Annotated in this window: 9 protein-coding genes and 2 tRNA genes; 3 read left to right on the top strand and 8 right to left on the bottom strand. The window is 72.6% G+C overall.

Annotation, left to right across the window (positions count from 1 at the left end):
* Positions 1-5: 5 nt before the first annotated feature.
* The 3 genes from ACFWOG_RS20215 to ACFWOG_RS20205 form a co-directional block, all read right to left on the bottom strand.
* Positions 6-1,124, bottom strand: a complete 1,119-nt coding sequence (locus ACFWOG_RS20215; RefSeq protein ID WP_380360010.1) for a LuxR C-terminal-related transcriptional regulator — start codon at positions 1,122-1,124, stop codon at positions 6-8.
* Positions 1,125-1,359: 235 nt separating this feature from the next.
* Positions 1,360-2,025 carry an O-methyltransferase gene (locus tag ACFWOG_RS20210; protein ID WP_380360008.1) on the bottom strand — a complete coding sequence of 222 codons (666 nt, stop codon included), beginning with the start codon at positions 2,023-2,025 and terminating at the stop codon, positions 1,360-1,362.
* Positions 2,026-2,128: 103 nt separating this feature from the next.
* Complete coding sequence (locus tag ACFWOG_RS20205) at positions 2,129-4,648, bottom strand: BTAD domain-containing putative transcriptional regulator (protein ID WP_380360006.1); 2,520 nt, start codon at positions 4,646-4,648, stop codon at positions 2,129-2,131.
* Between the two features lie 1,150 nt (positions 4,649-5,798).
* Between ACFWOG_RS20205 and ACFWOG_RS20200 the strand changes: the two genes are divergently transcribed.
* A complete protein-coding gene (locus ACFWOG_RS20200) occupies positions 5,799-6,686 on the top strand; it encodes a MerR family transcriptional regulator (RefSeq protein WP_380360004.1) in 888 nt (295 codons plus the stop codon).
* A 205-nt stretch (positions 6,687-6,891) separates the two neighbouring features.
* Positions 6,892-7,401, top strand: coding sequence for an NUDIX hydrolase (locus ACFWOG_RS20195; RefSeq protein ID WP_380360002.1), 510 nt, complete (start codon positions 6,892-6,894; stop codon positions 7,399-7,401).
* Positions 7,402-7,460: 59 nt separating this feature from the next.
* On the opposite strand, the gene ACFWOG_RS20190 is transcribed toward ACFWOG_RS20195, so the two are convergent.
* From ACFWOG_RS20190 to ACFWOG_RS20170, 5 genes are all read right to left on the bottom strand, one after another.
* Entirely contained in the window at positions 7,461-8,297 is an 837-nt protein-coding gene (locus ACFWOG_RS20190; RefSeq protein ID WP_380360001.1) for a hypothetical protein, read from the bottom strand.
* A 409-nt stretch (positions 8,298-8,706) separates the two neighbouring features.
* Positions 8,707-9,468, bottom strand: a complete 762-nt coding sequence (locus ACFWOG_RS20185; protein WP_380359999.1) for a hypothetical protein — start codon at positions 9,466-9,468, stop codon at positions 8,707-8,709.
* The gene (locus ACFWOG_RS20180) at positions 9,437-9,739 is read right to left on the bottom strand and encodes a hypothetical protein (protein WP_380359997.1); all 303 of its coding nucleotides are present in this window, start codon (positions 9,737-9,739) and stop codon (positions 9,437-9,439) included. The genes ACFWOG_RS20185 and ACFWOG_RS20180 overlap by 32 nt, the downstream gene beginning before the upstream one ends.
* Before the next feature lie 238 nt (positions 9,740-9,977).
* Positions 9,978-10,050: transfer RNA gene (locus tag ACFWOG_RS20175), tRNA-Trp, on the bottom strand.
* Positions 10,051-10,123 (bottom strand) — tRNA-Met (locus tag ACFWOG_RS20170).
* Between the two features lie 447 nt (positions 10,124-10,570).
* Here ACFWOG_RS20170 and ACFWOG_RS20165 point away from each other — a divergent pair.
* Positions 10,571-12,994: ATP-binding protein (locus tag ACFWOG_RS20165; protein ID WP_380359995.1), on the top strand; the 2,424-nt coding region annotated here is incomplete at its 3' end.

Below are 12,994 nucleotides of genomic sequence, written 5' to 3'. Positions count from 1 at the left end.
GGGCGTCAGGCCGGTGGGCGGCCGAGTCCGGCGGTGTACGGGGCCGCGAGAAGTGCGACGAGTTCGCGGCGGCTGCGCACGCCGGTCTTGGTGAAGGCCGACTTCAGGTGGTCCTGGACGGTGGCCGGGCTCAGGAAGAGCCGGTGGGCTATGTCCCTGGTGCTCAGGCCCCGTACTGCCTGCAGGACCACCTCCTGCTCGCGGGGGGAGAACCGGTGCGCCAGCAGGGAGAGCGGGATGACGTCGACCGGGCTCGCGGGCTGGGCGACCAGGGCGACGCTGCCCCGCGGGCACTGGTCGAGCAGCGAGGCGCGGACGGTGAGCCACTGGCCGCTGGGGCGGCGCAGCCGGGTCCAGGCGTGGGCGCCCGCGTTCGCGGAGGTCGCGTGGGTGCGAGCCCGCTCGGCGAGGTAGACCAGTGCCGTCGGTACTCCGGCGGGGCGGTACTGCGACTCGGCGAGCTCCTCGAACAGTTGCCGGGCCCCGGAGTCCGCGGAGGCGAGCTGACCGGTGGGGCCGATGACGGCGACCCCGAGCCAGTACGGTCCGTCCAGCGGGTCCGCTCGGACGTCCTGCCCGTCGGGGGTGCCTGCGGTGGGCAGTGCGTAGTCGCGCAGGGTGGCGGCCACGGCCCGGGCGGCCCGTTCGGCCAGTCTCTGCTCGCTCGCGCCGAAGGGTGCCGATCCGGCCTCGCGCATCAGTGCGGCGGCTCCCCACCGCCCGCCGCCGACATCGAAGTTCATCCGCAGCTCGTCGCCCAGTCCGTTCTCGGCGAGCAGCTCCCGGTAGCGCACGCTGCGTTCGGGACGGCCCCCGGTGGCCCGGTGGACGGTCTCCACGACGCGGCCGGCGGCCCGGATGTCGGCGAACCGGGTGGTGTCGTCGGACCACATCTCCAACCAGATGGCGTGCTCGAAGGCGGTCGGCTGCAGGCCGTCGGCAACGGTGGAGGTCAGGAAGCCGGTGACCGGATCGGCCCCGTGCAGGCAGCCCGCCTCGGACCCGAGGGTGGGTCCGAGGACGGTGAGGAGCTGCCGGAAGAACTGCTCCAACGGAAGCTTCGCCGCCGCCAGATCGCCGATCTCTCCCATCATGCGGCGTTCCCTGGCACGGAATGATGTCATCTCCTCACCATAGGGCCGAGGTTGGCGGGCCCCCCGGCGAACATGGGATGTTGCCGGTCATCACCGACCGGGAAGGTCCGCCCTGACGGTGACCGGCGAACAGGTTGTTTGATGGATCATCATTTCTGAGCTGCGGAAAGGAAGTTGATGAATACCAGGTAGCCCGGCATCCGGGCGCCGGGTGACGTCGGAACGAACGGCCGCCTCCGGCCGGGAATGGCCGCCCGTTCCGGCGTCAGGACCGCTTGCGGACCAGGGTGATGCCGTCGGCGACGGTCAGCAGGGAGATGTCCACCCGTTCGTCGGCGTACAGAGCGGCGTTCAGTTCGCGGACGCCCTCGGTGTCCGGGTCCTGTGCGGCCGGGTCCGCGACCCGACCGAAGAACAGCGTGTTGTCCACCACCAGCAGGCCGCCGGGCCGCAACAGGGCGAACGATCCCTCGTAGTAGCGGGGGTAGTTGGCCTTGTCCGCGTCGATGAAGACGAGGTCGAAGGACTCCGGTCCGCGCTCCGCCGTCAGCTTGGCCAGGGTCTCCACCGCGTCGCCGATCCGCAGCTCGATCCGGTCGGCGACCTCGGCCTGCTCCCAGTACCCGGCCCCGATGGCGGGCCAGCGCTCGGTGAGGTCGCAGGTCACCAGCTCCCCGCCGGGCGGCAGGGCGCGGGCCATGCAGAGGGTGCTGTACCCGGTGAACGTGCCGATCTCCAGGATCGACCGGGCCCCGGTCAGCGCGACCAGCAGCGCCAGCAGCTGCCCCTCCTCGGCCATCACCTGCATGGCCTCGCCGGCCGGTAGGGCGGCGGTCTCGGCCCGAAGTCCCGCCAGCAGCTCGTCGTCCCTGAGTGACGTCCCCCTGATGTAGTCGAGCAGTTCCTGCGTGGGTGTCACCTGTTGGGCCATGGGACTCCTTGTCGGGTGCGCGTCCGGGTCCGGACGCCGGTCGGCGGGGTGCGGCGGGCCCGGCGGGCCCTGCGGGGTGCGGAGCGGGAAGGACGGGCGGGGGCTATGCCCCGCGGAGACTCGGCGACGTCCGCCCGAGCACCGAGCGGAGCCGGTGGCCGACCGGGTCGAGTCCGGCGGTGGCGGCCAGTTCCAGCGCGGACCTCAGGTTGGCCTGCTCGGCGCGCCACCAGTCCTCGGCGTCGGGGTGGCAGTCGGGGGCGGGCGCCCAGGGGACGAAGGACGGTCCGAAGGACGGGCCGCGGACCGGGCCCGCCTCGTCGTGGCCGGCGGCCGGGTCGAGCTGCTCCTCGGCCATCCGCAGGTAGCAGCTGAGCAGCCGGCGCAGTGTCTCGGCGCGGCGCTCGGGCGGGTCCTCCGCCTCGGCCCGCTCCCTCGCGTAGGCGCGCAGCAGATCGTCGAGATGGTAGCGGCCGAAGCCGCGGGCGTGCAGCAGGTGGGCGTCGGCGAGGGTCTCCAGGACGGCTTCCGCCGTGTCGACCTGGCAGTCCAGCAGGACGGCCGCGATGCGGGCGTCGGTGTGCTCGGCCCCGACGGCGCCCAGCATCCGGAAGGCGGCGGCGGGGTCGGGTAAGGACGGCAGCCGCGGGGCGTCGCGCTGCAGGGTCCGGTAGTCGCGTTCCAGGCCGATCCGGACGCCGAGGTCGCCGACCCGCAGTTCGTCCAGCAGGCGGGCGGAGCGGGCCAGCCGGGCGGCGAGCCGGCCGAGGTCCCAGTGCGGGCGGCCCAGGTAGCGGGCGCCGACGATGCGGACGGCGAGCGGGAGGCCCGCACACCGCCGGACGACGGAACGGGCGGCCTGCGGCTCGGCCTCGACGCGCCGATGGCCGACGATCGAGCCGAGGAGTTCCAGGGAGGCGGGTTCGTCCAGGGGTTCGAGGAGGATGGTGTGGGCTCCGTCCAGGTCGGCGAGCCGGTCGCGGCTGGTGACGATCACCCGGCCGGCCCGGCCACCGGGGAGCAGCGGCCGGACCTGCGCCGCACCGCGTGCGTCGTCGAGGACCACCAGGACCCGGCGGTCGGCGGTGAGCGAGCGGTACAGCAGGGCGGCCTGGTCCGGGTCGGCGGGGATCGCCTCGGCGGCGACCCCGAGGTCGGTCAGGAAGCGGGCGAGCACCTCGCCGGGCTCGGCGGGATTCTCGGTGCCGCCGAGGTCGGCGTAGAGCTGCCCGTGGCCGAACCGGTCCCGGACACCGTGCGCGACGCGGAGCGCGAGCACGCTCTTGCCGATACCGCCGCTGCCGGTGACCACGGTGACCGCGGCGGTCGGCAACTCGGCCAGCAGCCGGTTGGCGAGTTCGCGTTCCTCCGTGCTCCGGCCGACCAGTTCGGGCGGGCCGGCCGGCAGTTGGGCGGGGCGGGGCCGGCGCGGCTCGCCGGGGTACGGGCCGGGGCGCTGCGGCTCCGGCCCGGCGGTGTCGGCCTTCGGGGCCTCGGTACCCGCGGAGTCGTCGGCGGCCAGGATGCGCCGTTGCATCTCCCGTAGTTCCGGGCCGGGTTCGGCGCCGAGCTGGTCGATCAGCGCGGTGCGGGTCAGCTGGAACAGGGCGAGCGCCTCGGACTGTCGGCCGGCCCGGAACAACGCCAGCATCAGTCTGCTGACGAGGGCTTCGCGCAGCGGGCTCTCCTGGACCTCGCGCCACAGCTCGGGCATGATCTCGGCGTGCCGGCCGAGCGCGAGGTCGACGTCCAGCCGTGATTCCACGGTCTGCAGGCGTAGTTCGTGCAGGTAGCGGCCCTCGACCTCGCGCAGCGTGCGGGAGGGGATGTCGACCAGTGGTTCCCCGCGCCACAGCTCCAGGGCGGCGGAGTACTCCGCCGAGGCCGGTTCCAGCTCGCCGGCCCGGATGTGGGCGGCGGCCCGCGCGCGGTGGGCGGTGAAGCGTCCGAGGTCGGTCTCGTCCTCGTCCAGCTCGATCCGGTAGCCGGGGGCGCTGGTGAGGATCCGTCTGCCGGCCTGACCGCCGAGGACCTGGCGGAGCCTCATCACGTACGTGCGGACGGTGGCCGCGGCGCTCGGCGGCCGGCCGCCGTCCCAGACCGCCGCGGCGATCCGGTCCACCGACACCACGCGGTTGGCGTTGATCAGGAGCAGGGCGAGCACCACCCTCTGCCGGGGCGCGGGCACCTCACGCTCCCCTCCGTCCACCCGGACGGACAGCGGGCCGAGCATACCGAACTGCACAGACGGCCTCGATTCATGGCGGCAGAACAGGGCGACGGGATCAGGCCTGCCGAGCAGGCGACGCACAGCCTTCCTCTTCGCTCGTCGTCCTACGGGTCGATCCGCAGGCCGCGACGGGCGGCGCGCGGGCGGCGGGTCCGCACCGCTCTGCAGCGGGGCGAGTTCGTCGAAGTCGACGAGCCGGGTCTCCCCCAGGGCTCCCGTGTGGTCGGGCGCCGTGCTGTCGGCCGTGGCGGCCGGATCCCGGACCGTGGAGTTCCCGGCGCCGGGGCGCGCCTGGGCGACGACCACGGACACCTGCCCGTGGGCACTGTGCAGGGTGTCCGCGAAGATCTCGTCGAACTCCCCGATCCGTGCCGGGTCCCTTGCTTGAGCCACTCCTGCTGCTGCGTCGACGGCCCGGTGGGGACGTCCGGCTTCAGGGTCCGGACGGCCGCCGACACCGCCACATCCGGGTCGGTGCGGCCCTCGACCAGGTGCTGGCCGGCCGCCGTGACTTCGGAGGTGGTGCCGTTCGCGAGAGCCGTCCGGCCTGTCGGAAGTTCCCAGGGTGCGCGACCGGCTCCGGACGATCTGCGCGTCGGTGCGGAACGGGCGGGCTGCCGGGAGCGTGACACCACCCCCCGACCGGGCGAGCAGCGCCTTCCCCTCGATGCCGCCGGCAACCTCTGCTCCGGTCAGGCCGGGCGGGGGCACCCCCGGTAACGCGTACAGCGCCACCACCTGGACCGTGATCGGCTTGCGGCGCCGCACCCGGCCACCGTGCGGGCCCTGACCGGGCCATGGCCGTCCCGTTGTACCGCCGTCGCCGGTCGGACCTTCGTGGCCCTTCACGCCGTTTCGGCCTGCCGCGCCGTCGCGGCCGCCGAGCCGGCGGCGCGCGGGTTCCCGGCGGCCGGCGCCCCCCGGCGAAGCGACATCACGCACCGCACCCCCTTCCGGTAACGCCGCGACTCCCGCTACCAGAACCGCTCGGAACCTCGCGCCCCGGGCGGCCCGGGCGGAGCGCGACCCGACGCGCCGCAACCCGGCGGCCGCCGTTCCGCCCGCGCGCCATTCGGACACCAGCAATTCGTGCAGAGTCGACACCGGCGACCTGCCGACGGAGCATGCTTCCCACATCGTGGAACCCCCCTCCACTCTCGAAAACCACCGGCACCAACAGGCCCGGCACGTTCTAGAGATGCGCCCCCCGCGCTTTCATCCCGCTGCGTTATCAAATCGTTACTCTCTGCACGACGCGAACACCCTGCAAGCACCACCGGAAGCACGCACCAAAGGGTCGCCCGCATGCGCACCACTCATCCGCGCAGGAGCCCGGGGAGATGAACGCATGATGCGGAGGCTTCCCGGTGGGCAATCCACGGGCCCGCCCCGGACGTCAAGGCCGCTTCGGCATGCTCGCCCCTCTCGTACGAACCACGACGGTCTGTACGACCGGCGGGAGGCTGGCGCAGGGTTGCGACTTCCGTAGCGTCATGTGGTCAGGTGGAGCCGTCCTCATTCGTTCGCGAAAGGCCCTCCGCCGATGCCCACGTCGTTCTTCGTTTCACGTCAGGCCAAGATCGGTGACGTGGCGGCCCTCGTAGGCACGACACCGCGAGCGATCCGGCACTACCACGACATGGGCCTGATCTCCGAGCCCGGGCGGGGCAGCGACGGCCGTCGGCGCTACGGCTTCCAGGACGTGGTCCGCCTCCTGTGGATCCGGAAAATGGCCGAAGCGGGAATCACCCTGGACGACATCCGTGACGCCTTCACCAACACCGCAACTGTGGCCGAGACCGGCGAGAGCGAGGGGGGCGGCATAGAGGCCACCCTGGCCCGGCTGGAGGAGGACCTTGCCGCCCGGGCGGCAGAACTCGCCCGGCAGCAGGCCCGCGTACAGCGGATGCGTGCCGAAGGCAGCCGGATGGGCCTGCTCTCCGAGGCGGTCACCGGTCGCTTGAAGAACCTTCCCGAGGGCTCGCTGCGCCAGGACGATCTGGACACGCTACTCGTCACCGAGCGGATCTTCGGCCCGCTCGGCGCGGCCGTGCAGGCATCCCGGTTCATGGCGCTGGCCGCCCACCCCGAGCTCCGGGCCGAGTCCGACCGCGTGGACGCTGCCGAGGAAGCGCTCGACGACACCGTCGCCGTCGACGACCCGCGTGTTGCCGAGACGGCCGCTCGGCGCCACGCGTTCGAGAAGACCCTGATGACGGTGATCGAGGAGTCGGGGATCGAGGAGGAGGAAGCAGCCCTCCTCGACGCCCTGGACGCCGCTCACCCGGAGGCCGCCGAGGACACTGCGGAAACGGAGGCCAAGGAGGGCGGCATGAGCGTGTTCGAGGCCGTCACCAGGTTGCCCCACGGCTTCTCCCCGGCCCGGGTGCGCTGCGCGGAACTGGCCCAGGAACTCGCCGACCGCGACTGAGCCGGTCCGCCGGAAGTCCCGCGCGGAGAAGGTCCCCGGATCCCGGTCACCTTCCGGGCGACCTCGGAGAACGTGATCCGCCCGTACCGCCCGAGCGGTGTCGGTCGCCCGGCAGTTCACGCTCTCGGTGCCGACCGGTACCGACCGGTGCACTCGCAGGTGGCTCTGGGGGGTGCTCGGGTCCACGGTTGTAGGGTCGGTGCCCATGATGCTGAAGAGGTGGACTTCCCGTGTCCTTCTGATCGACGAGCGTGATCGTCTCCTTCTGCTCTGCGGCCGGGACCCCCGCAGGCCGGGCGCGCAGTGGTGGTTCACCGTCGGCGGCGGGATGGAGGACGGGGAGGGCTACGCCCAGGCCGCGGTGCGCGAGGTACGGGAGGAGACGGCGCTGTCCCTGCCCGTCGAGCGGCTGAGTGCGGTCGTCTGGACACGGCAGTCGCTCCTGACCGTCGACGGGCAGCGCTTCGACCAGTACGAGGAGTACCGCCTGGCCCGCGTCAGTGCCGCCGAGGCGAGCACGATCAGGATCGACACGGCCGAGGCCTGCTACGGGTACCGCTGGTGGGCTGCCGAGGAACTGGGAGCCACCTCCGAGACGGTCCGTCCCAAAGGGATGGCCTCCCACCTGACCAGGCTGTTGACGGCAGTCTGCGGGCCACACCCGGAGCCCGTGCTGCACCTGGGAGACTTCGACGAGGACACCGACCCCGAGTAGGGGCCGGGCCGGCCACCCCGTACCGGACGCGGAGGCCACCTCCGGGCGGACACCCCGGGTCAGCGCTTGGACTGCCAGTAACCGAACTGGCGGAGCGGGTCGCCGTCGAGCGACCACGGCCAGGCGGTGGCCACGTCACCGAGCATGTCGAAGGTGTCTGCGCTCTCACGCGAACGGCCGGCCTGGACCAGGGCGAAGGCGAGCACGTTGAGGTCGGCCAGGGCGGCCGCGTGCCGTAGGTGGCCGGGGCGGGGCCAGTCGGCCACGGCCGCGTCAAGCACCCGGGCGGCACGCTCGTTCGTCCACTGGCGGCGGACCAGCAGCGCCTCGATGCCACCCCGGGCGGCGATCCGGGCGTGCTCGTCGACCAGTGCGGTCAGCTCCACGCCCACGGCCGGCGTGTTCGGGGGCACCACGGCCCGGAACGCGTCCATGAACTCCGACTGCCTGCTGCGCGAACCGCACTCCTCCGGTGACAGGTAGCGCAGCATCTGCAGGTGCGCCTCGCGGTGCCAGGGGTCGCGTGCGCGCACCTCGTGGAAGACGGCGAACAGCTCGCGCGACTCCGCGCGCGTCAGGCGCAGGATCCCGAGCAGCACCACCCAGGGGGTCGGGTCGTCGGGCGACGCTTCGGCGGCGCCGTAACAGTGGTCGGTGGCGGCGCGGGCGTCCTCCATTCGTCCCGTGTACCGGCCGCGGACCAGCTCCACCCACGCCTCGAAGACCTGAGGGTTGGCGTTGTTCGGGCGGCGCAGCCGCCAGAAGCGGGCGAGCGACGAGGGCGCGGCGGCCTCGGCGAGGACGGCCAACCGGTGTGCGCGACGGTCCCAGTCCGTGCCGGCCTCCTGGAGAAGCCGCTCGACCTGCTCGATGCGAATGGCATCCTGGCCCGGCATCGCGGCGGAATTCAGCTGGCGCCGCACGCGACCGAGGGCGGCGTCGTCGAGTTCCGGCCGCACTCGCGGGCCTGAAGCGCGAAGTCTTCGAAGGATCGACACGGGCCAGAGCCTAGGCCGACAGTCGAATTTCGGACAGTCTCGGAGGAGGATCGTTATGTCCGGGCAATTCCGGTGACCACACCTGGGCAACCTCGATCTCCCGGGCAGGTACTGGCGGATACGGCCAAGCAAACTTTAGGTAGGCTGCCCTAACTTTCCTTTGGCCCCCGGAGGGCGGGGCGACACGTCCCTCCCTCCGACACAACGCGGGCCCGGCCGGCAGTCAACAGACCAGCGCGACGAGCACGCTCGGGGAATTCGCTCACGGATCCTCGTCAGCAAAGGAAGCGGGTGTCCGGGCAGCGCCTCACTCGGCGTCCTCGTCGGTGAAGGAGAGTCGTACCGCCACAAGACCGCCGCTCTCGTCGAGGTCGGCGAAGACGGGGAACCATCCGTCACCCCAACTGGTCATCGAGAACAGCACCTGGGCGCCGCCCACCTCGACGGTGCCCGCCTCCAGGGCCGAGGAACGCACCTCGCGCATCGCCTGCCAGTGGTGGGAGTGCGGCCGAAAGTCGAACACCAGGCCATGTCGGGGATGCGCGTCCTTCCAGGCCAGCAACGCCTCGGCCTTCTCCACTGCTTCGGCGATCTCCAGGTCGGCCCAGCCGTAGAGATCCTCCTCGCCAGTCGCGCCGAGCCGGGGAGCACCGATCTCTCGGGCCACCTCGTCCTGTGCGCCACCCCAGAAGGCCACATCGGCCAGACCGTCCAACGGCTCGTCGTGTTCCCAGGCCCCGAGCGAGTCGGCGTCGCCGAAAGCCACTCGCGCCCAGTCCACGCAGATGTCCCCCAGCGGGACCGACTTCGCCACCGGCACATCGGTGACCCTGACCCGCATCTCCGCCCACCCCGATCCGTCGTCGACGCGGGTTGCCTCCACGGGAAGAGCCCGATCGCGGGGCAGACCACCGAGCGCGACGGCCGGAACGCCGAAGGCAAGGAAGCTCCCGCCGCCTGCCACCCCACATCGGCGGACCCGCTCCCGATGCGGCACCCGGCCGTCGAAAGCCTCCAACCGGGCATCGAGGCCACGTTCACGGCAGTGCGCCTCGAAGTGCCCCGCCACCTCCGCGACTCCGGACGCCGGAACGTCGTACAGCGTCGTTCCCGGCTGCCGGTCGAAGGACCTGGCGGCAGCCTCGGCGTCGGGCCCATATCTCGAAGTCCACCGCGCGGACGATGTCGTCAGCCATGGCCTGGTCGTGGACACCCAACTGTTCGGGATCGATCCCGGCGGGAGACTCGTCCCCGCTCCACATGCCGAGGTAACCACCGTCGATGATCACCAGGTCACCGGACGGGCACGTGATCCGGCCCAGCTCGAAGATCTCTTCCATAGCCGGGGAGTCTAGGAGTGTCGTCCGACACCAGGCGTCGACGAGGGCCGACGGCACCATGGCCGGGGCCGCCGTCGAATCCGGACGTGGCTGCCCGCCGCCACCCCGGAATGCAGACGGACGCGTCTCGCCCCCGCGACCGGGAACCCACACTCCCGGATCCGGGTCGACGCCGGCGGCAGGGGGCCCGACGAGCGGCGCAGCGAACCCGCCGGGGCCGGGAGAACGGGCTCGTGTGCACGGGTGGAGGGACTCGAACCCCCAGCCTGCCGCTTTGGAGACGGCTGCTCGTCCAGTTGAGCTACACCCGCTCAGCCAGGCCGGACTCGAACCGGCGACCTACGCCTTATGAGGGCGGTGCTCTACCAACTGAGCTACGGGCTGTCGGCCCTGGTGGCCGCGTGCCTTGATTCTGCGGCACGGCTCCACCGGGCGTCACCCGGTTTTCCGGTGCGCCACACAGCATGTCAGGCGGCCCCGGCGAAGCAAGCCGGCCGGCGTCCGATCCTCTGCCGTCACCAGTCACACATCCGCCTGCACCGTCCCGCGCTGCGGCTTTCCGTGGTCGCCGAAGACGTTCGCGTCGAGCTCCCGGTGAGCGTCGTTGTCGGGCATGCCGCGCAGCAGCAGGTCGCGTGCGGCCGTCAGCGGTCGACGGGTGCGCCTGGCGGAAACGGGAGGTCTCGGTGGTCTGCTACAGGCCGAACTATGGTGGACGTGATCCGGTACGGCGGTTCCTCCCGTCCCGGCCGGGGCGGCAGTGACTACCGTGGACGAAGAGGCCGAACTCCTCCCCACGTGGGGAGGCCGCAGGTCTGACAGGAGCCGGTTGTGAACGACCTCGGTGACGGCAAGGCCTCCAGCGGTGTGCGCGGGTACGCGTTCGCGGGTCGCGAACGCGAGATGCGGGCACTGCTGGGCGCGGTGTCCGGGAAACGTCCGGCGGTGGTCCTGGTGGAGGGCGAGGCCGGGATCGGCAAGTCGCGGCTGGTCGCGGAGGCGTCCGCGGTGCTGGGCACCGAGGGCCTGCGGGTACTGGTGGGCGGCTGCCATCCGCTGCGTGAACCACTGGCCTACGGGCCGGTGGTCGACGCACTGCGCCGGGTCGGAGCGTGGCTGCCGTCCGTGGAGCGGCTGGACGTGTCGGCGGGGGCGCTGGCGCCGCTGCTGCCCAACCTGGCCGGCGCGCTGCCTCCCCCACCGCCGGCACCACCGGATTCCCCCGGGTCGAGCGGGCAGCGGTCCCGGGTGGCGTCGGGGGTACGGACGCTGCTGGAGGCGGTGGCCCCGACCGTGCTGGTGGTCGAAGACGTCCACTGGGCGGACGAGGCGACCCGGGAGCTCCTCCTCCTGCTCGCACGGGACATGCCCGCCGACGCCGCGCTGGTACTGACCTACCGAGCGGAGGACCTCCCGGTCGGCCGGCCGGTGCTGGGTGCCGCGTTCCGCCGTCCGCCGGGCACGGGCGGGGCCGAGATCCGGCTCGGCCCGCTCGGCGAACCGGAACTGCGGGCCATGGCGCGGGACGTACTCGGCGACCGGCCGAAGCCGGCCCTGGTGCGGGCCCTTCTGCAGCGGAGCGGGGGTCTGCCGCTGGTGATCGAGGAGGACCTGGTCACCCTCGCCGCCGTGCCGCCCGGCACGGACCTGACAGTGCTACGGGTGCCGCGAAGCCTGAGCGAGGTGCTGGCCGAACGCAGGGCCCGGCTGGGCCCGGACGCCGCCGCGCTGGTGAACGCTGCGGCGGTCCTGGCGGTCCCGGCCGGACAGTCGCTGCTGGCCGACGCGGCGGGCCTGGACGGGAACCGGGGCGAGGCGGCCCTGCTGGAGGCCCTGGGCGGGGCGGTGCTGCGACAGGTGGGCCCGGACTCCTACGGGTTCGGGCACGCCCTCGCCCAGGAGGCCGTCTACGGCGCAATCCCCGGGCCGGTACGCAACCGGGCCCACCGGCGGATCCTTCAGGTGCTGCTGTCCCAGGAGCCGCCACCACTCGTGCAGATCGCCCACCACTCCCGCGCCCTGGGCGACCTGGCGGCCTGGCTGCCCCGCGCCCAGGCAGCCGCCGACCAGGCCACCGCGGTCGGCGACCACGGCACCGCCGCCGCACTGCTCCAGGAGATCCTCGACCAGCCCGGCCTCACCTCCGAACAGCTCACCCGCGCGGCCCTGGCCATGGCCGTGGCCGCACACTTCCGTACGGACCGCACCGCCTCCGTGGCGGCGCTGCGCCGGATCATGCTGCTGCCCGGCCTGCCCACCGCGGCTCGCGGCCAGATGCGATCGGCCGTCGCGATGGCGCTGATGTACCAGGAGGGTGATCCGGGGGGCGAGGAGGAGATGCTGACCGCCCTGTCCGAGGTGGAGGAGAGCGACCCGGTCTCCACGGCCAGGATGCTCGGCCTGCTGGGTGTTTCCAGGACCGGCCGGTTCTCACTCGCCGAACAGCGAGCCATGGTCGAACGCGGATTCGCCCTGCCGGCGGCCGTCGAGGACCACTACGCGCAGATGCTGCTCCACCTCGCCAGGTTCGGCCAGCAGTGCGTGGCCGCCGATCCCGCCGCCGCCGAGCTGGTGGCGATGCTGCCCCGCGAGAGTGACGACGTGCAGATACTCCAGGGCACGGCGATCTTCCTCACGGCCAGTGTCGGGGGCGCTCTCCCCGTCGGCAACGACCGGTCGGCCGCGCAGGCCCTCGCCGAGGCGACCGCATTGGTGGCACGCACCAACATGCAGACGCTGGACCTGCATCTTCGCACCTTCCGCGTCGTGCTCGACTGGCAGGCCGGGCGCTGGGACGAGGCCGAACGGGGCCTGGAATCCTTCCACGAGCGCTATCCGGATCGTCCGCTGGACGCGGGTGGGCTGCTGGCGACCGTCCGCGGTCTCGTCGCCGCCGCCCGCGGCCGCACCGCGCAGGCCGCCGACGCCTTCGAACAGGTCCTCATCCGCGAGGGCGTCCACCTGGACTCGCTCGGCGCCGCCGCCGGCGCCGCCCGCCTCCACCTCAACCGCGACGACCCCCACGCCGCCTGGCGGGCTCTGACCGACCCGCACGACTTCCTCGCCTTCCTCGACCGCAAGGAGGCCTGGGCCCACGCCTGGGACCTCGTCCCCACCGCCGTCGAAACCCTCCTCGCCCTCGACCGCACCGACGAAGCCGAGGCCCTGACCACCCGCCACACCACCGGAACCGAGGGCCGCGACGCGCCCGGCGCCGTCGCCGAACACCACCTGTGCCACGGCCTGCTCCTGCAA

It is taken from the genome of Kitasatospora sp. NPDC058406 (assembly GCF_042722765.1).
Taxonomy (GTDB): Bacteria; Actinomycetota; Actinomycetes; order Streptomycetales; family Streptomycetaceae; genus Kitasatospora.
Note: the sequence above shows the minus strand (reverse complement) of the source record. Positions and strands in the feature narration are given on the sequence as shown.

Bases quoted from the DNA above. Each gene is read 5' to 3' on its own strand.
- ACFWOG_RS20200 (WP_380360004.1), top strand. From the start codon at position 5,799: ATGCCCACGTCGTTCTTCGTTTCACGTCAGGCCAAGATCGGTGACGTG.
- ACFWOG_RS20190 (WP_380360001.1), bottom strand. From the start codon at position 8,297: ATGCCGGGCCAGGATGCCATTCGCATCGAGCAGGTCGAGCGGCTTCTC.
- ACFWOG_RS20215 (WP_380360010.1), bottom strand. From the start codon at position 1,124: ATGACATCATTCCGTGCCAGGGAACGCCGCATGATGGGAGAGATCGGC.
- ACFWOG_RS20180 (WP_380359997.1), bottom strand. From the start codon at position 9,739: ATGGAAGAGATCTTCGAGCTGGGCCGGATCACGTGCCCGTCCGGTGAC.
- ACFWOG_RS20210 (WP_380360008.1), bottom strand. From the start codon at position 2,025: ATGGCCCAACAGGTGACACCCACGCAGGAACTGCTCGACTACATCAGG.
- ACFWOG_RS20195 (WP_380360002.1), top strand. From the start codon at position 6,892: ATGATGCTGAAGAGGTGGACTTCCCGTGTCCTTCTGATCGACGAGCGT.